Raw genomic sequence first — 18,846 nt, 5'->3', positions numbered from 1 at the left:
ACGGACACCGCCCGAAAAACTACGGAACCATACCGGAAAGCTCACGTTGTTCTGGCAGGAGGGCCGCCGTGTCAAACGGACGTGATGGTGCCGAAGAACATCGGGATTTTTCCGTTTTCTCCCGGTGGCCAACGAAGCGGCAGTCGAGCTTCTTACCCATCCGGCGTCCCTCCGTCCCCACTTTCCGCGCACAAGGAGCTGCGACATGGAAAAGACCGAAACGCGCAAACTTGCGGAAGAATATCTGCGACTTGGCGGCACACGTCAGGTGATGATCGACGATAACAAGACCTTCGTGCGCCAATGGGATCAGGAACCGGCAGACGCTGAGACATTCTGGCAAACGTACATCGAAAATCTCGAAGCCGAACGCCGCAAGGACGTGGAGTTTTTCCTGCCTTCCGTAAATTCGGACAAGGACGACTGAACACAGAAGGAGACAGACATGACTTCAATCAACGCTGCAAAAATCGTCATTCTCGCAACCGACGGCTATGAGCGCTCGGAACTCAGGGTGCCCTACGACCAGCTGAAGGCCAGAGGTGCCGATGTAAAGATCGCTTCGATCAAAACGGGCGAAATCAAGAGCTGGGATGAAAAGAACTGGGGCGACAGCATCGCGGTGGATCTTTCCGCCAAGACCGTCAAATCGGATGATTTCGACGCGCTGGTTCTTCCGGGCGGCCAGATCAACCCGGATATTCTGCGCCATGATGAGGATGCGATGCGCGTGGTGCGCGATTTCGTCAAATCCGGCAAGGTGGTGGCTGCCATCTGCCATGCGCCCTGGCTGCTGGTGGAAGCGGATGCCCTGCGCGGTCGTGACGCCACCTCTTACTGGTCGATCAAGACAGACCTGAAAAATGCCGGCGCCAACTGGAAGGACGAAAAGGTGGTGACGGACAAGGGCATCATCACCTCCCGCAGTCCCGAGGACCTTGACGCCTTCGTTGCGAAAATCGTCGAAGAGGTTGAGGAAGGCCGCCACGAGCGCCGCGCCGCCTAAAGGCCCTTACCACCCCGTGCCGCCGGTTTCCGGCGGCACTTTTATTGGGAGAGACCCATGAAAAGCAGATTGCTGGCGAGCGGCGCGGAGCGCACTTTCATTCTTGTCATCGAGCCGGAGGAAGAAGCCTTCGAGGCTATCCGGCGTTTTGCCGCGGCCGAGAACATCAACGCTGCGTCAGTGACGGCCATCGGTGCCTTTGCAACGGCAACTCTCGCCTTTTTCGATCTTTCGACGCGGGAGTACAAGGAAATACCGGTCACCCAGCAGAGCGAGGTTCTGAGCCTGCTCGGCGACATTACCCTTGATGAAAACGATGACCCCAATCCGCATCTGCATGTGGTTCTGGGCCTTGCCGATGGATCCACCAGGGGCGGCCATTTTCTGAAGGGCGTGGTGCGACCAACGCTTGAAGTGGTCATCCGCGAAACACCCGCGGAATTGCGGCGCAGCTATCGCCCGGAATTCGGCATCGCCCTTATCGATCCCGCCAAATAAACGGCGGAACCGGAAAAACACCATTGCGTTATTCCCCCATGTGAGGGGCGGCATGGCGGCAGCAATCAATCGAAAAGACACCGGTGACGATGAGGTCAGACAGTTTCTGACCGGTCTGGCACGTGGCACGGCGGGTGCCCTGCTGTTTGCCCTGCCGATGCTGATGACCATGGAAATGTGGTTTCTCGGTCTTTATATCAATCCGTGGCGGCTGCTGCTGCTCTGCATCCTCAACCTGCCGCTGCTGCTGCTTCTCGCCCGCCGCATCGGCTTTGAGAATATTCATTCCCGGGGCCAGGCGCTGCGTGACGCGATCACGGCCTATGGGCTCGGCATAGCCGTCAGCGCCGCTGTGCTGCTGTTGTTCGGTATCCTGAACGACCAGATGACCGTCTCCACCATCATCACAAAGATTGCGCTGCAATCCGTTCCGGCGAGCATCGGCGCGCTGCTCGGCCGCAGTCAGCTCGGCCAGCATTCGGATGCGCAGGACGAAGAGGAAGGCGAATATTCCGGCAAGACCGGTTATCTGCACGAACTGTTCATGATGATGGTCGGAGCGCTCTTTCTCAACCTCAATGTCGCGCCGACGGAAGAGATGATCCTGATCGCCTACAAGGTGACGCCCTATCACATTCTGGCGCTTTGCCTACTGTCGATCGCCATCATGCACGGCTTTGTCTATGCGCTTCATTTCAAGGGCTCTCACCAGCTGCATGATGGGCAGCATTGGTGGCAATCCTTCATCCGTTTTACCCTGCCGGGCTATGTCATCGCCATCGCCATCAGCATCTACACGCTCTGGACCTTCGAGCGTCTCGACCATACGTCGCTGTCGCAGATCATGAGCGCCGCCGTCATTCTGGGCGTCCCGGCTTCGATCGGCGCGGCCTCCGCCCGATTGATCCTGTGAGGACAAGATGACGACATCGAAGGGTAACAAACACACCGAAAGTTCCGATCCCCACTGGATAGAATGGGTAACAGGCGCGATCTGCACGCTTCTTGTTGCGGCCATGCTCGGCTGGATCGCCTACGATATCTATCGTTACCAGCCGGAGGATGCCCGTTTCGAAATAGCCGTCACCAGCGTGGAGGGGCAGTCCGTTCCGTACCGCGTGAAGTTCGATATCCGCAATCTCTCGATGACGACGGCAGCGCAGGTGCAGGTGCGCGGCGAGCTGCAGCAAGACGGCACGATGCAGGAAAGCGCTGATGTGACATTCGATTATGTCGCCTCGGAATCAAAGGACGCCGGCACGCTTTTCTTCCGCAACGATCCCCGCCGCGGAACACTCAATCTCAACGTATCCGGCTATACCGAGCCATGAGACCTTTCAGGACTATTTCATGCCGACATCCAAACTGACGAAAGAACGCGATCTCAGGGATTCAAAGCCGCTCTGGGCCGATAGCCCACGCATCGGCATCCGCAGCGGAACGACGCCAAAAGCCGACCGTTACGACACGATCGTCGTCGGTGCCGGCATAAGCGGCGCGCTGGTGTCGCACGCGCTGCATCGCCCGGGGCAATCCATGCTGATCATCGACAAGAGAGAACCGGTGATGGGCAGCAGCGTAGCCAGCACCGCGATGATCCAGCACGAGATCGACACGCCGCTGACGGAACTCAGAAAGATGATCGGCAAGGATGCCGCCGACAGGGCATGGCAGCGCTCGGCCCGCGCCGTCTTGCGTCTCGAAGAAATCGTCACGTCGCTTGGCATCTCCTGCAGCATGGCGCGCAAGCAGGCACTTTACCTTGCCGGAGATGAAATGGGGTCGCGTGCGCTGAAGGCGGAAGCGGCCGCGCGCGGGGAGGCCGGCATCGAGGCCAGGTTCCTCAGTGCTGCGGAACTGAAAGAACAATATGGCCTGGAGCGGACCGCCGCCATTCTCAGCGACATCTCGGCTTCCGCCAACCCCGCGCAGCTGACAGCCGGCCTGTTGCGCCACACGGCGGGTGCAGGCGCTGAAATTGTCTCACAGCTTGAAATTACCGATCTTAGAAATCTCGGTGACGAGGTGGTCCTTGCGACGGCTGAGGGCAAAATCCTGTCTGCCCGCAATGTCGTCTTCTGCACCGGATATCAATTCCTGAAAATGCTTGAAAGTCCGCAACACCAGATCATTTCCACCTGGGCCCTGGCGAGCAGGGAAGGACTTGAGCTGCCGGACTGGCTGGAGAACCACATCGTCTGGGAGGCTTCCGACCCCTATCTTTATCTGCGCACCGACCGAAACGGACGCATGATTGCCGGCGGCGAAGATGAGGAAAACCCTACCTCCTTCCAGTCGGAGCGCAAGCTGGCCTCTAAAACGAAGATTATCCGTAGCAAGATCGAAAAACTGCTCGGCGTCGATATCGGCGAACCGGAATATCGCTGGGCAGCGGCGTTTGGCACCACCACCACGGGCCTGCCGCTGATCGGCGCAGTTCCCGGCATGAAGAATATCTATGCCGTCATGGGTTTTGGCGGCAACGGCATCACCTTCAGCCAGATCGCCGCCGAGATCGTCGCCGCCGCCGTTAATGGCGGCAAGGACCCAGACGCCGATCTTTTCCGCTTCGGTTGATGCCCGGTCAGTCTTCCTTGATACCGGCGGCCACCTGCATGCGGCGAAGCGTCCAGAGAACGATAATGCCGACGCCGGAGGCTAACAGCGCGAGCGGCCACATGCCGAGCCCGGCAGAGAGGCCGATCGCGGCCGAAAGCCACATGCTCGCCCCCGTCGTCAGGCCTTTGACATCGCCCTTTGTATAAACGACCACGCCTGCCGCGAGAAAGGCGATGCCGGCCGTCACGGCTTCCACCAGCCGGATGGGATCGAGCCGCGCCGCCTCATGGCCTTCCGCCATCGTCTCCATCATGTGGATGGTGATGACACAGAAGGTGACGGCGGCAAGGCCGATCAGCATGTTGGTGCGCAGACCGGCGGTATTCTTGTGAAATTCCCGCTCCAGACCGATCAGGCCGCACAGGATGACCGCGCCAAACACGCGCACCAGCAGCACCTCGAAAGGCATGGAAACATTCATGGAAAATTCTTCTGCAAGGCTCTGGGGCATGGTCGCGTCTCCTCCCGAAATTTCATCACCAGTAAGTTCGGGAAGGCCGGTTGGTTCCGCGCGGCAATATAAACGTTGCGCGCAACGGAGCCGGAACCATAGGGGCGGCGAAAGGTTTGCCTCCCGTGTGCATGGGCGCACATCCTGCATTTTCACACCATGGGAGAAGGAACAATGGCCGAGAAGAAACTCGACGACCTGTTTTACGACACGCTGAAGGATATCTATTACGCCGAAAGGCAGATCCTCAAAGCCCTGCCGAAAATGGCCCGGGCAGCGACAGACCCGAAGCTGAAACAGGCGTTTGAAAAACACAAGGAAGAGACGCAGGGGCACGTGGAGCGCCTGCAGGAAGTGTTCGAAGTCATCGGCAAGCGGGCGCAGGGCAAGACCTGCGAAGCCATCCAGGGCATTATCGCCGAGGGCGAAGAGATCATTGATGAGTTCAAGGGCACTGCGGCGCTCGATGCCGGTCTCATTTCGTCGGCACAGGCCGTCGAGCATTATGAAATCGCCCGTTACGGCACGCTGAAAGCCTGGGCGGAAAAGCTTGGCCACACCAAGGCGGTTTCACTGCTGGATGCCACGCTCAAGGAAGAAACCAAGACCGACGATGCGCTGACCTCGCTCGCCAAGACCTCGATCAATGCTGCGGCTCAGAAAAAGGCGGCATGATCACCGCTTCGACCGCACAAGCAAAAACCGGAATGGTCTCCCATTCCGGTTTTTTATTTACCTGAAGCTGTCCCGTTTTACGGCAGCGTATAAGCGATCACATAGTCGCCCGGCTTGGTGCCGACGGAACCATGGCCACCCGCAACCATCACGACATATTGCTTGCCGCCTTCCAGCGCATAGGTCATGGGCGTTGCCTGGCCACCGGCCGGTAGACGCGCTTCCCACAGCTGTTTGCCGGTGGTGAGGTCGTAAGCGCGCAGAAAGTTATCGACAGCGGCACCCAGGAAGGCCACGCCGCCCTTGGTGATCATCGGCCCACCAATGCCGGGCACGCCCACCTTGAAGGGCAGCGGCAGCGGCGTCATGTCATAGACCGTGCCATTCTTATGCTTGTAGGCGATATCGCCGGTACGCAGATCGGCTCCTGCAACATAACCCCATGGCGGCGCCTGGCAGGGGATCTGCAACGGTCCGAGGAACGGCCCCATGAACACGCCATAGGGTGCACCATCATTGCGGTTCAGGCCCTGCTCGCTGCCCTTCTCATCCTGTCCCTTCGGGGGGATGTCAGCACGCGGCACAAGCTGGGAGGTGAAGGCGAGATAGGTCGGCATGCCGAACATGACCTGACGTTCCGGATCGACCGCCACGCTGCCCCAGTTGAACGTGCCGAAATTGCCCGGATAGATGATCGAGCCATTAAGCGAGGGCGGCGTATAACGGCCCTTGTAGTCCAACTGATGGAAGCGAATGCGGCAGGCGAGCTGGTCGAACATGGAGACGCCCCACATGTCCTTTTCCTTCAGCGGCTCCGGCTTGAAAGACAGGGCCGTCGTCGGCTGCGTCGGGGAGGTGAAGTCTTCAGGGATCGCACCGCCCGGCGCCGGCTCTTCCGTAATCGGCAGAAGCGGCTCGCCGGTGCGCCGATCGAGAACGTAGATGTCGCCCTGCTTGGTGGGTCCGACAAGGGCCGGCACGTTCTGGCCGTCCTTGGTGATGTCGAGCAGCACCGGTTGCGCCGGAACGTCCATGTCCCACAAATCGTGATGGACCGTCTGGCGAACCCAGCGGTCCTTGCCGGTGTTGATATCGAGCGCGACAATGGAGGAGGAATATTTCTCCACATTCTCGCTGCGGCCCATGCCAAGCTGGTCCGGCACCTGATTGCCGAGCGGGACATACACCAGGCCGAGGCCTTCGTCATAGCTCAGCACCGACCAGCTGTTTGGCGAGTTGGTGGTATAGGTCTCGCCCGCCGCAATCGGCTCGGTCTTTTCCGGATTGCCGGAATCCCAGTTCCAGATCAGGGCACCGCTATTCACATCGAAAGCACGGATGACGCCGGACTGCTCCTGCGTAGAGTAATTGTCGTTCACCGCGCCGCCGATGATGATCTTGCCCGCCGCGATGACGGGCGGCGAGGTCGAATAATAATAACCGGCAGGATTGTACTTCATGCCCTGTTCGAGATGCAGAACACCCTGATCGGCAAAGGAGGTGCAGACCTGACCGGTCGCAGCATCAAGCGCGATCAGCCGCGCATCCGACGTCGGCAGGTAGACGCGCTCTGCGCATGCCGTGCCTTGAGCCGCATTCGGCTCGGCATAATAGGAAACGCCGCGGCACGTCTGGTGCTGGCGGTCCGGATTGAGACCGACATTCGGGTCGTATTTCCACTTTTCCTTGCCGGTTGCCGCATCGATGGCAATCGCCCAGTTATGCGGCGTGCAGATATAAAGCGTGTTGCCGACCTTGAGCGGCGTCACCTGATAGGTGGTTTCGCCGACATCGTCGGGTAGCTTCACGTCGCCCGTCTGGTAACGCCAGGCTTCCTTCAGCTGCGAGACATTGTCGACATTCACCTGGGTCAGCGGTGAATAACGCTGGCCATAGGGCGTGCGGCCATATTGATGCCAGTCCGCATCCGGCACGTTGCCGCCCAAATCGGGCGTCGCCAACGCAATTTCCTGAGGCAGGGAACCTGCCTTATCGTGCGGATCCTGCGCCATCGAGTATCCGGCCACAGCCATGGAAGCGAGAACCGATAACACAAGCGGCCAGGCATTGGGGCCGTAGCTGAGCCCGGTCGGGCTTGAAAAACCAAGCGGCTTTCTGACCCAGGGCACCAGCATCCAAACGCCGATGAGAATGATGATACCGCCACGTGGGCCGAGCTGCCACCAGTCGAAACCGACTTCCCAGACGGCCCAGGCAAGTGTCGCGACAATGAAGACGGCATAGACGTGGAGTGCTGCGCGATTGCGCTGAAACAGCAAAATAGCCGTCAACAGAAAAGCCAGCCCGGAAAGGACATAATAAAAACTGCCGCCCAGCAACACCAGCTGGGAGCCGAAACCAAACAGCGCAAGGCCGATCAGCGTGAGAATAACTGCAGTGACGGTGACTGCCATGAATGAAACCCCCGATTCCTGTCACTTTGGGTGAAATGAAATCGGGGCCAATCTGGTTCCACACAAACTATTCATTTGTCGTGAAAAATTTCACGTCATGGTCGTCAGGGGTTTTGTGGCGCTCCCGTCGAGTCCTGACGCGTCGGATTCGTATCCGTCGAAGCGGGAGGTGCAGCACCGCCATTTGCAGGGTTGTTGTCGAAGCTGCCGGAGCCGGAAGGCTGCTGCGGCACGGGTGCCGTCTCGGTCTGCGTGCTTTGCGGACGGTTTTCATCCGGCTCAAAAACCGAATATTCCACAACCGCCCAGACGACCAGCGCGAGAAGAACACTGACAATCAGTATGACAAGAACCGGCCGTCCTCTGGACCCCTGCCGCGCCTGGGTTGCGGTCTCCGTTTTCGGAGCGTCCCGACCGTGGAGATAGCTGGCATTTTCTCTGGCCATATCTTTTACTCCCTGTAACCTGTGAATTTAATCCGCAGGGTCACGGTTTGGTTCCAGAGAGAAGAGAGAGCCTTCAGTTACACTCGGCTGGACAAGGCATATCGAGATCCGGAGCGGCGGCCGTCTCGATTGCACTGAAGCTTTGCCTGAGCCCCAGCCAGGAGGTTGTCCGCCGGGCATCCGCCGTTTCGCCCGGCTTGTCCGGGACGGTTCCAGCGCTCGCAGTGTCGGGGGTCTGGTTCAACCGCGCAGGCGGTCGCACGCCCCCAAATTCGGAATGACCGCCGGCAGCCCGATATTTTTTTGCCTCAAGGCGACGGCTGCGCCATACCGGCAGAATCTCCAGAAAAGTAAAAATTCTCAACATCATAACTATCAGAAAAATAGATCAATTAAAAACAATGCCGTCACTGTGGCATGTTCGCCGGTAATGTGCACCCCCTATTGCGTTACAACCACAGAGAATAGTCAGATTGTGCTAATAATACGCCACAAAGTGTCAGTTCGGCGGCCTGTATCGTCGCGTTTCAGCGCCCCACACAGCTATAAAGTGGAAAATCGCAGAATAAAGCCGGGAGGAAGCGAAGCGGCTTCGCGGGACATGCCGGCAGAAACTACTTCGCGGTCCAGCCGCCGTCGATGGAAATAGTCGTTCCCGTGATCGACCGCGCCATGTCGCCGGCAAGATAAAGCGCCATTTCCGCCACTTCTTCCGGTTGCACAAATTGCCGGGTCGGCTGCGGCGCAAGCATCACCTTTTTCACCACATCCTCCTCGCTCATGCCATGCACGCGGGCCTGATCCGCGACCTGCGCGGCAACGAGCGGCGTCCAGACATAACCGGGGCAGATGGCATTACAGGTGATGCCGAGTTCGGCCACTTCCAGCGCCACGCTTTTCGTCAATCCCACCACCGCATGTTTTGTTGCGACATAGGGTCCCTTGAAGGGCGAGGCACGCAGACCGTGGGCGGAGGCGATGTTGACGATGCGGCCCCAGCCCCTTTGCTTCATGCCCGGCAGCACCGAATGAATAGTGTGAAAGGCACTATCGAGCGAAATGGCGACGATGCGGGAAAAATCGGCGAAATCGAACTCGTCGATCGGCGCGACCTTCTGGATGCCGGCATTGTTGACGAGCACATCGATGTGGCCGAATTCGGCGATGACGGTTTCCGGCAGATGGGCGCTTTCGTCGTAATTTGCGAGGTTGGCCGAAAAATAGACCGGCCTGTGCCGCGCCACCTTCGCAACCATCTCCAGGGCCTGCGTCGCCTCTTCCGGCGTCTCTATGCCATGCACCGCGACCAGATAGCCCGCCTCGGCGAAACGTTTGGCGATGGCGAGCCCGATGCCGCTGGTGGAACCGGTGACGAGCACGGTTTTCGGTTGGTCCTCCATCGGCCTAGTCCTTCAGCTGCGGCAGGTTGCGGAAAAGCTCGAGCGATTCCGGGTTGGCGAGCGCATCGACATTCTTCACCGGCCGGCCATGAATGGTATCGCGCACCGCGATTTCGGAAATCTTGCCGGAACGGGTGCGGGGAATGGCGCTGACGGCAATGATCCTTGCCGGCACATGCCGCGGCGTGGCGCCCGAGCGAATGCGGCTGCGGATGGTCTTTTCCAGCTCTTCCGTCAAGGCCGCACCACCCTTCATGCGCAGGAAGAGGATGACCCGCTGGTCGCCGTCTATATCCTGCCCGACGGCAATCGCCTCCTCGACTTCAGGCACGGTTTCCACCTGCCGGTAGATTTCGGCCGTACCGATGCGGACCCCGCCGGGATTAAGTGTCGTGTCCGAACGGCCATGGATGACATATCCGCCGGAGGGGCGCATTTCGGCAAAATCGCCATGCGCCCAGATGCCGGGGAAACGGTCGAAATAGGCGGCCTGATACCGCGAACCATCCTCATCGCCCCAGAATTTGACCGGCATGGAGAGATGCGCATTGCGGCAGACCAGCTCACCGGCAACGCCGCGAACGGAACGACCTTCATCGTCAAGCGTATCGATATCCATGCCGAGCATCGCGCCCTGCAATTCACCGCGATGAACCGGCTGCAGCGGATTGCCGCCAAGGAAACAGGCGCAGATGTCGGTGCCGCCGGAAATGGAGGCGAGATGCACATCCGCCTTCCAGTCGCGATAGATATAATCGAAGGATTGCGGGATGAGCGGCGAGCCGGTGGAAAGGATCGTTCTCAGCGAGGATAGGTCGTGGCTTTCACGCGGTTTCAGTCCGGCCTTCAGGCAGGCATCGATGAACTTGGCCGAGGTGCCGAAGGTGGCGATCCGCTCCGCGTCGATGAGGTCGATCAGCCGCGCAGGCTTGGGATAACCGGGATTGCCGTCATAGGTGACGAGCGTTGCGCCCAGCGCCAGACCGGAGACCTGCCAGTTCCACATCATCCAGCCGCAGGTGGTGAAATAGAAGAAGCGCTCCCCTTCTTGGATATCGCATTGCAGCTTCTGCTCCTTCATGTGCTGAAGAAGCAGCCCGCCGCCGGAATGGGTGATGCATTTCGGCTTGCCTGTCGTGCCGGAGGAATAAAGGATCGCCAGCGGCGCCTTGATCGGCAGACGGTTGAAGGAAATCTCCCCCGCCTTATATGGCGCGACGAAATCCGAGAGCGTCACGCAGCCGAGATCGGCAAGGCCGGAAGGAACCGCATCACCGATCAGCACGATCTTTTCGGGCCTCGCACTTTCCGCCACGGCACGGATGGTCGGGCCAACATCGATGCGTTTGCCGGCATAGCCATATTCCGGCACGGCGATGAGGATTTTCGGGTCGATCTGCGACAGACGATCTGAAGCGCCGGCCGGGCCGAAATCCGGCGAGCAGGACGACCAGATCGCGCCGATGGCGCTGACTGCGAGATAGCTGACGATCGCCTCGATATCATGGGTAACGATCGCTCCGACGCGATCGCCTTCACTCACGCCCGCATGGGCGAGCGCCTGCACCAGACGGGAAACATCGTCGTAAAGGTCTCTTCGGCTTATTTCTCGCCGCGTTCCGTCATCCCGATGGGCGATGATCGCCAGCCGCTCGTCGGCATCGCGCAGCAGGTTTTCGGCATAGTTGAGCCGCGCACCCGGATAAAATTCGGCCTCACGCATCGTCGCGCCAGCCTTGAACGCTGTTTCGCCGCGCGTACCGATAATCCCGAGTTCATCCCACAGCGCATCGTAAAAGGCGTCCGGTGCATCAATGGACCAGCGCAGCAGGCCGGCATAATCATCGGCGGCCACCCCGTGCGGTTTTGCCGTTTTCTCTGCGAAGGAAAAAAGCGCCGAGCGCTCGAGCCTTTCCCTCGTCGGCACCCACAAAATATCGGAAGGCGCGGCGTCCGTCATGCTTCGCTCCCGCGCAGCATCTCGACGATGGCGGAAAAATCGCGCCCGCCGCCGCCCTCGCCGACGAAGTTCTCGTAAAGCGCCGATGCCGCTGCACCAAGGGGGGTGGAGGCCCCGGCTCCATTGGCGGCCTCCTGTGAGAGCTTCAGGTCCTTCAGCATCAATGCCGCCGCAAATCCGGGCTGGTAATCCTTGTTGGCGGGCGATGTCGGCACCGGCCCCGGCACCGGGCAATAGGTGGTGAGCGACCAGCACTGCCCCGAAGAGGTGGAGGCGACATCGAACAGCGCCTGATGCGAAAGGCCGAGTTTTTCGCCAAGCACGAAGGCTTCCGAGACCGCGATCATGGAAATGCCGAGGATCATGTTGTTGCAGATCTTCGCCGCCTGGCCATTGCCACCCTTGCCGCAATGGACGATCTTTTTGCCCATTGCCTCCAGCACCGGCTTTGCCGCCGAAAAGGCGTCGGCCTCGCCGCCACACATGAAGGTCAATGTGCCGGCGGAAGCCCCAACCGTGCCGCCGGAGACAGGCGCATCAACCGAGGGGCAACCGGCAGAAGCGGCCAGCTCATGCGCCTTCAGCGCGCTTTCCATATCCACAGTCGAGCAATCGATAAGGAGCGTCCCGGCGGAGACTTTCTGTACCAGATCACCATAGACCGAAACCACGTGCTCGCCCTTCGGCAGCATGGTGATGATCACATCAGCCGCTGCCGTCGCCTCGGCGGAACCCGCAGCAATGGGAACGCCGGCTTCCCTCGCCGCCGCACGGCAGGTTTCGGAAAGGTCGAAACCCTTCACGGTATAACCCGCCTTGACGAGATTGGCGGCCATCGGCAGGCCCATATGTCCAAGTCCGATAAAAGCGACGGTCTTCATGGGAGCGTTCCTCTCAACGATTATCCGCAAGGATCATGTCGGCAGCCTTTTCGGCAATCATGATCGTTGGCGAATTGGTATTTCCGGATGTGATCCGCGGCATGATGGAGGCATCCGCGACGCGCAGCCCCGCAAGCCTGCGGAACTTCAGCCTGTTATCGACAACGCTTTCCACATCCGACCCCATGCGTAACGTGCCAACGGGATGAAAAATGGTGGTGCCGATATCGCCCGCCGCCTTGGCGAGATCATTATCGTTTTCAAACGAGGGACCGGGCCGGTATTCCTGTGGCTTGAACCGGGCAAAGGCCGGCTGGGCGACGATGCGGCGTGTCAGCCGCATGGAATCGATGGCCACCTGGCGGTCGCCTTCCGTGGAAAGATAGTTCGGGCGGATTTCCGGCTGCATGGCGAAATCCGGTCCTTTCACATGCACTGAGCCGCGGCTTTCCGGCCGCAGATTGCAGACGCTTGCGGTGATGGCAGGAAAAGTGTGAACCGGATCACCGAACTTGTCGAGCGAAACCGGCTGGACATGATATTCCAGATCGGCGGTTTCCTTTTCCGGCGAAGAACGGGTGAAGACGCCGAGCTGGCTGGGCGCCATCGACATCGGCCCGGAGCGGGTCAGCGCATATTCGAGGCCGATCCTCGCCTTGCCGAACAGGGTGGAAGCCCTTTCATTCAGCGTCAGAACACCGGAAACCTTATAGACCATGCGCAGTTGCAGGTGATCCTGCAGGTTTTCTCCCACCCCCTGAACCTCGGCCACGGTGTCGATACCGGCGGCCTGAAGCACATCGCCACGGCCGACACCGGAAAGCTCCAGAACATGCGGCGAGCCGATTGCCCCCGCGGAAAGCACCGTCTCGCGCCGCGCCCGCATCTTTTTCAGAACGCCGTCATGGTGGAACTCGACGCCCGTAACCCGACCTTCTTCGATGATAAGCCGTTTGACGTGAGCTTTGGTCAATACCGTCAGGTTTTTACGACCAAGCGCCGGTTTCAGGAAGGCTTTCGCCGTGTTCCAGCGCCAGCCAGAGCGCTGGTTCACATCGAAATAACCGGCACCCTCATTGTCGCCCCGGTTGAAATCGTCAGTCGCGGGAATACCGGCTTCGCCCGCCGCCTTCTGGAAGGCATCCAGCACATCCCAGCGCACCCGGGCTTTTTCCACCCGCCATTCGCCGCCGGCGGAATGCAGGTCGCTCTTGCCGCGATAAAAATCCTCCGACTTCAGGAAATAGGGCAGGATATCGTTCCAGCCCCAGCCCTCGCAGCCAAGCTGCCGCCAGACGTCATAGTCCCGCGCCTGGCCGCGCATGTAGATCATGCCGTTGATGGAGGAACAGCCGCCCAGAACCTTACCGCGCGGATAGATCAGCGCGCGGCCGTTAAGGCCCGGCTCTTCCGCCGTCTTGAAACACCAGTCGGTGCGCGGGTTGTTGATGCAATAGAGATAACCGACCGGAATATGGATCCAGTGGTAATTGTCGTTGCCTCCCGCTTCCAGAAGCAGCACGCGGTTGTTCGGGTCTTTCGAAAGGCGGTTGGCGAGAACGCATCCGGCACTCCCCGCTCCGATGACGATATAGTCATATTCGCCCATGCTCTTCTCCATACGCCGCCCTTGCCGCGTCGTCCCGGACGCGGGGGAGGCCTTTCCAGTGTTTTCAAAAATATCTAGCCGCGGTGCTGGAAGCCGAGTTTTCTCCCGAGCCGCGACGCGTAAAATTCGCCGATCAAACCGCGCCGGAACACCAGAACGCAGGCCATGAACACAAGGCCGGTAATGATGGTGACCGGGAAATCCGATGTCGCGAGATAGTTCTGCAAGGTGACCACCAGGCCCGCGCCAAAAATCGGGCCGATCATGGTGCCGATGCCCCCGAGCAGCGTCATCAGAATGACCTCACCGGACATCTGCCAGGTCACATCGGTCAGCGTCGCGAACTGGAAGACCAGCGCTTTCAGACCGCCCGCAAGCCCGGCAAGCGCCGCCGACATGACGAAGGCGCCGAGCTTGTAACGCTGCACGCTGTAGCCAAGCGAAATGGCGCGCTGCTCGTTTTCACGGATGGATTTCAGGATCATGCCGAAGGGCGAGTTGACGAAACGCCAGATGACCAACAGTGCCAGAACAAAGGCGGCCAGCACCGTGTAATAGATGTTGAGTGGCGCGTTGAGATCGAGAAGGCCGAAGAGATGGCCGCGCGGCACGCCCTGCAACCCGTCCTCGCCATGGGTAAACGGCGCCTGAAGGCAGAAGAAATAAAACATCTGCGACAGCGCCAGCGTAATCATGGCGAAATAGATGCCCTGACGACGGATGGCGAAAAAGCCGATAACGAGGCCGAGAAGGGCAGCACCCGCCATACCGATCACAAGACCGATCTCCGGCGTCACGCCCCATTCCTTCACCGAATAGGCCGTGAAATAGGCCGCACCGCCGAAAAACGCCGCATGGCCGAAGGACAGCAGTCCCGTGTAACCGATCAACAGATTGAAGGCGCAGGCAAACAGCGCAAAGCACAGGAGCTTCATCAGAAAGATCGGGTAAACGAACATCGGCGCGGCGATGAGCACGGCAAGCCCCGCCAGAATGAGCACGGTCTTGATGGTTCCGGCAGTCGTCGAAACTTCCGTCTGCGGCATCGCACCGGCGGTGGTATGGGTGGCTTTGGACATATCAGGCGTCCTTTCCGAAAAGTCCGGCGGGGCGGATGAGCAGCACAAAGGCCATGATGACGAAGATGACGATGTTGGAGGCTTCAGGGTAAAACACCTTGGTCAGCCCTTCGGCGATGCCGAGCATGTAACCGGTGACGATGGCCCCCATGATCGACCCCATGCCGCCGACGACGACCACGGCGAAAACGACGATGATGAGGTTGGTGCCCATCAGCGGCGAGACCTGATAGATGGGCGCCGCCAGCACGCCGGTGAAGCCTGCAAGGCCGGCACCCAATGCGTAGGTCAGCGTCAGGAGCACCGGCACGTTGATGCCGAAAGCCTGCACCAGCGTCGGGTTTTCCGTCGCCGCCCGCAGATAGGAACCGAGCCGCGTCTTTTCGATCAGCGCCCAGGTGGCGAGGCAGGCAACCAGCGAAATGACGACAACGAAGGCGCGATAATTCGGCAGGAACATGAAGCCGAGATTGGTGCCGCCGGCAAGCTCACGCGGCACCGAATAGGGCTGGCCGGCAGCGCCGTAAAGCCAGCGGAACGTGCCTTCCACCACAAGCGCCAAGCCGAAGGTGAAGAGCAGCCCGTAAAGCGGATCGAGATCATAAAGCCGCGACAGCAGGAGGCGTTCGACGATCGCACCGAAAAGCGCAACGACGAGCGGTGTCACCACCAGCGCTGCCCAGAAATTGATGCCGAAATATTGCAGGCCGAGAAAGGCGACGAAAGCGCCGAGCATATATTGCGCCCCATGCGCAAAATTGATGACGCGCAGCAGGCCGAAAATGACGGCAAGGCCGAGCGACAGCAGCGCATAAAACGAGCCGTTGATAAGGCCGATCAGCAATTGCCCGAGCAGGGCCTGAATTGGAATGCCGAAGATCATCGTCATCGTTAAACCCCCAGCACTTTATTAAGTTCGCCTATGCGGCCGGAAAGCTCGCCCACCGGAAAATTGCTGACCATCTGGCCGTGATCCATCAGGTAGAAGCGATCGGCAATGCGGCTTGCGAAACGGAAATTCTGCTCCACCAGAACCACCGTCATGCCGCGGCTCTTCAGCTTTTGCAGCACTTCGCCGATGCGCTGCACGATGACGGGTGCAAGCCCCTCCGTCGGTTCATCAAGCAGCAGCACCTTCACCCCGGTGCGCAGGATGCGCGCCATGGCCAGCATCTGCTGCTCGCCGCCGGAAAGCTTGGTGCCGGGGCTCATGCGGCGCTCATGGAGATTGGGAAACAGTTCATAGATTTCATCGAGCGTCATGCCGCCGGATGCGACGACGGGCGGCAGCTTCAGGTTTTCCTCGACACTCAGCGTCGCGAAGATGCCGCGTTCTTCCGGCACGAAACCGATGCCGTATTTTGCCGTGCGATGCAGCGGCACCGGCATCATATCCTTGCCGCCGAGCTTGATGACGCCCTTGCGGTTGCGGATGATGCCCATGATGGTGCGCAGCGTCGTGGTTTTGCCCACGCCGTTGCGGCCGAGAATGGTGATGGTTTCACCCTCGCCGACCGTCAGATCGACGCCGTGCAGGGCCTGGCTTTCGCCATACCAGGATTTCAGGTTGGAGACTTCGAGCATTGCCGCCATATCAAGCCTCCTCCGTGCCCATATAGGCCGTGCGCACCCGCGGATCGGCGGAAACGGCGGCATAATCGCCCTCCGCCAGAATTTCACCGCGCTGCAGCACCGTGACGTGATGGCAGATATCGGCAACGACTTTCAGATTATGTTCGACCATCAGCACCGCGCGTGTCTTTGCCACCTCGCGGATAAGCTCGGCGACGTGGGAGACATCTTCCCCACCCATGCCGGCCATCGGCTCGTCCAGCAGCAGAACCTTGGGATCGAGCGCCAGCGTGGTGGCGATTTCGAGAACCCGCTTGCGGCCGTAAGAAAGATCGGCCGCAAGCGCATGTTTTTCCCGTGTCAGGCCAACCGTTGCGATCAGCTCCTCGGCGCGGGCATTCAGCCTGTCGAGCGAGGAGAGCGGCAGCCAGAACTGCGTTGCGAGGCCATTCGGACGCTGCAACGCAACCCGCACATTTTCCAGAACCGTCAGATGCGGAAACACCGCCGATATCTGGAAAGACCTGACGAGGCCGAGACGCGCCACCTTGTCCGGTGGCGTCCTTGTTATATCCGTTCCCATGAAGGTGATCGCTCCGCCCGTCGGCTGGAGAAACTTGGTCAACAGATTAAAGACCGTAGTCTTGCCGGCGCCGTTTGGGCCGATCAGCGCATGAACGCGGGCATGGTAGACGTCGAGATCGACGTTTTTCACGGCTGCGAATGCGCCGAAGGTTTTACTGAGACCACGCGCCGAAAGAACGACGCGAGGTTCGGCCTGCCCGGCGGGGGCGGGAGCGATCATCATGAAACTTTCCCCTTTATTGCGTCAGTCTTTTATTGCGTCACCAGCGGGCAACCACTTTTTGCGGGGTCCATGAAGGCTTCCTTGCCGGGGATGGTGGCGAGCACCTTGTAATAATCCCACGGCTGCTTGCTCTCATCCGGCTTCTTCACTTCCATGAGATACATGTCGTGGATCATGCGGCCATTGGCGGCCACATGGCCGTCCTTGGAGAAGACGTCGTTGACGGGCATTTCCTTCATGGCCTTGGCGACAGCATCGGCATCATCAGTGCCGGCCTTTTCGATGGCCTTCAGGTAGTGCAGCACAGCGGAATAGGTGCCGGCATGCACCATGTTCGGCATTGCGCCGGTGCGTTCCTTGAAACGCTCACCGAACTTGCGCGATTCATCGTCGCGGTCCCAGTAAAAACCTTCCGTCAGCGTCAGCCCTTGCGCCGCCTCAAGACCGAGGCCATGGACTTCGGCAAGCGTGAAGAGAAGAGCGGCAAGCCGCTGGCCGCCGGCAACGATGCCGAATTCAGCCGCCTGCTTGATGGCATTGGAGGTGTCGAGGCCCGCATTGGCAAGACCGATGACCTTCGCGCCCGAAGACTGCGCCTGCAGCAGGAAGGAGGAATAATCCGTCGTTGCCAGCGGATGGCGCACGGAGCCCAGAACCTTGCCGCCATTGGCCTTGACGAAATTGGCGGTGTTTTCTTCCAGCGAATAACCGAAAGCATAGTCCGCAGTCAGGAAGAACCAGCTGTCGCCGCCCTGCTTCACCAGCGCGCCGCCGGTGCCAACCGCCAGCGAATAGGTGTCATAAGCCCAGTGGAAACCATAGGGGCTGCACTGCTTGCCGGTCAGTTCGGTGGTTGCCGCACCGGTGTTGACGGTGATCTTCTTCTTGTCCTTGGAGAGCGCCTGCACGGCCAGGCCCACTGACGACGATGTCAGCTCCATGATCGAATCCACCTGTTCGGTGTCGTACCATTGCCGGGCAATGTTGGAGGCCACGTCCGCCTTGTTCTGGTGATCGGCGGTCACGACCTCAACTGGCGCATTGAGCACCTTGCCGCCGAAATCCTCAATCGCCATCTTCGCGGCCTCGTAAGAGTACTTACCGCCAAAGTTGGCGTAAACGCCGGACTGGTCATTCAGGATACCGATCTTGACCTTGCCGTCCGAAATCTCGGCGGCATAAGCGGCGGTGCCGGCGGCCAGTGCCATGGCCGTGGATAAAACGATACTCTTGCGCATGACTTCTCCTCCCAGAGATGATTGCGAGCCTCAGATTGTCTGTGCAACAGTGAACGAAGCCGCATGGCGATCGTCCCGGGTGCTGCATCCGAACGGTCACGCCACTCTCCTCAAAGCGACGCATCCTAGTTTTAGATTTCTCGAATTCCTCGGTTGACACAAGAGCACGGCATCATCAAATTTCGAACAG

19 protein-coding genes are annotated in these 18,846 nt (G+C 59.7%); 7 read left to right on the top strand and 12 right to left on the bottom strand.

From position 1 onward, the window contains the following. Positions 1-205: 205 nt before the first annotated feature. The 6 genes from PL640_RS17570 to PL640_RS17545 are packed head-to-tail and all read left to right on the top strand — an operon-like array spanning position 206 to position 4,081. Positions 206-427 (top strand): hypothetical protein, encoded by a 222-nt coding sequence (locus PL640_RS17570; protein WP_269701739.1) that lies wholly within the window; start codon positions 206-208, stop codon positions 425-427. Positions 428-445: 18 nt separating this feature from the next. Continuing rightward, a complete protein-coding gene (locus PL640_RS17565; RefSeq protein ID WP_142842416.1) occupies positions 446-1,006 on the top strand; it encodes a type 1 glutamine amidotransferase domain-containing protein in 561 nt (186 codons plus the stop codon). 57 nt (positions 1,007-1,063) lie between these two features. After that, positions 1,064-1,504: a PPC domain-containing DNA-binding protein gene (locus tag PL640_RS17560; RefSeq protein WP_271362822.1), complete on the top strand. Its 441-nt coding sequence runs from the start codon at positions 1,064-1,066 to the stop codon at positions 1,502-1,504. Positions 1,505-1,556: 52 nt separating this feature from the next. Beyond that, positions 1,557-2,417: a TIGR02587 family membrane protein gene (locus tag PL640_RS17555; protein ID WP_271362821.1), complete on the top strand. Its 861-nt coding sequence runs from the start codon at positions 1,557-1,559 to the stop codon at positions 2,415-2,417. Positions 2,418-2,424: 7 nt separating this feature from the next. Then, complete coding sequence (locus PL640_RS17550) at positions 2,425-2,835, top strand: TIGR02588 family protein (RefSeq protein ID WP_142842419.1); 411 nt, start codon at positions 2,425-2,427, stop codon at positions 2,833-2,835. 19 nt (positions 2,836-2,854) lie between these two features. After that, positions 2,855-4,081: an NAD(P)/FAD-dependent oxidoreductase gene (locus tag PL640_RS17545; RefSeq protein WP_271362820.1), complete on the top strand. Its 1,227-nt coding sequence runs from the start codon at positions 2,855-2,857 to the stop codon at positions 4,079-4,081. 7 nt (positions 4,082-4,088) lie between these two features. On the opposite strand, the gene PL640_RS17540 is transcribed toward PL640_RS17545, so the two are convergent. Beyond that, positions 4,089-4,574: an MgtC/SapB family protein gene (locus PL640_RS17540; RefSeq protein WP_149901167.1), complete on the bottom strand. Its 486-nt coding sequence runs from the start codon at positions 4,572-4,574 to the stop codon at positions 4,089-4,091. A 174-nt stretch (positions 4,575-4,748) separates the two neighbouring features. Here PL640_RS17540 and PL640_RS17535 point away from each other — a divergent pair, with 174 nt between their 5' ends. Then, positions 4,749-5,249, top strand: a complete 501-nt coding sequence (locus tag PL640_RS17535) for a YciE/YciF ferroxidase family protein (RefSeq protein ID WP_142842422.1) — start codon at positions 4,749-4,751, stop codon at positions 5,247-5,249. Positions 5,250-5,326: 77 nt separating this feature from the next. Here PL640_RS17535 and PL640_RS17530 read toward each other — a convergent pair whose 3' ends face one another. From PL640_RS17530 to PL640_RS17480, 11 genes are all read right to left on the bottom strand, one after another. Continuing rightward, the gene (locus tag PL640_RS17530; protein WP_271362819.1) at positions 5,327-7,663 is read right to left on the bottom strand and encodes a glucose/quinate/shikimate family membrane-bound PQQ-dependent dehydrogenase; all 2,337 of its coding nucleotides are present in this window, start codon (positions 7,661-7,663) and stop codon (positions 5,327-5,329) included. Between the two features lie 104 nt (positions 7,664-7,767). Further along, positions 7,768-8,109, bottom strand: coding sequence for a hypothetical protein (locus tag PL640_RS17525; protein WP_142842424.1), 342 nt, complete (start codon positions 8,107-8,109; stop codon positions 7,768-7,770). Between the two features lie 614 nt (positions 8,110-8,723). Beyond that, positions 8,724-9,509 carry a 3-hydroxybutyrate dehydrogenase gene (locus PL640_RS17520; RefSeq protein WP_271362818.1) on the bottom strand — a complete coding sequence of 262 codons (786 nt, stop codon included), beginning with the start codon at positions 9,507-9,509 and terminating at the stop codon, positions 8,724-8,726. A gap of 4 nt (positions 9,510-9,513) precedes the next feature. Next, positions 9,514-11,469: an acetoacetate--CoA ligase gene (locus PL640_RS17515; protein WP_271362817.1), complete on the bottom strand. Its 1,956-nt coding sequence runs from the start codon at positions 11,467-11,469 to the stop codon at positions 9,514-9,516. After that, positions 11,466-12,350: a 3-hydroxyisobutyrate dehydrogenase gene (mmsB, locus tag PL640_RS17510; protein ID WP_271362816.1), complete on the bottom strand. Its 885-nt coding sequence runs from the start codon at positions 12,348-12,350 to the stop codon at positions 11,466-11,468. Before mmsB ends, PL640_RS17515 begins: the two co-directional genes overlap by 4 nt. A 13-nt stretch (positions 12,351-12,363) precedes the next feature. Beyond that, positions 12,364-13,959 (bottom strand): GMC family oxidoreductase, encoded by a 1,596-nt coding sequence (locus PL640_RS17505; protein WP_271362815.1) that lies wholly within the window; start codon positions 13,957-13,959, stop codon positions 12,364-12,366. Between the two features lie 74 nt (positions 13,960-14,033). Beyond that, positions 14,034-15,038, bottom strand: coding sequence for a branched-chain amino acid ABC transporter permease (locus PL640_RS17500; RefSeq protein WP_142842429.1), 1,005 nt, complete (start codon positions 15,036-15,038; stop codon positions 14,034-14,036). A gap of 1 nt (position 15,039) precedes the next feature. Continuing rightward, a complete protein-coding gene (locus PL640_RS17495) occupies positions 15,040-15,927 on the bottom strand; it encodes a branched-chain amino acid ABC transporter permease (protein ID WP_269701716.1) in 888 nt (295 codons plus the stop codon). A 2-nt stretch (positions 15,928-15,929) separates the two neighbouring features. Continuing rightward, on the bottom strand, positions 15,930-16,631 hold the full coding sequence (locus PL640_RS17490; protein ID WP_271362814.1) for an ABC transporter ATP-binding protein: 702 nt from the start codon (positions 16,629-16,631) through the stop codon (positions 15,930-15,932). Between the two features lies 1 nt (position 16,632). After that, positions 16,633-17,418: an ABC transporter ATP-binding protein gene (locus PL640_RS17485; protein ID WP_271362813.1), complete on the bottom strand. Its 786-nt coding sequence runs from the start codon at positions 17,416-17,418 to the stop codon at positions 16,633-16,635. A 29-nt stretch (positions 17,419-17,447) separates the two neighbouring features. Then, on the bottom strand, positions 17,448-18,656 hold the full coding sequence (locus PL640_RS17480) for an ABC transporter substrate-binding protein (protein ID WP_271362812.1): 1,209 nt from the start codon (positions 18,654-18,656) through the stop codon (positions 17,448-17,450). Between the last annotated feature and the right edge of the window lie 190 nt (positions 18,657-18,846).

The organism is Agrobacterium sp. ST15.16.024 (genome assembly GCF_027956545.1).
GTDB lineage: Bacteria > Pseudomonadota > Alphaproteobacteria > Rhizobiales > Rhizobiaceae > Agrobacterium > Agrobacterium cucumeris.
Note: the sequence above shows the minus strand (reverse complement) of the source record. Positions and strands in the feature narration are given on the sequence as shown.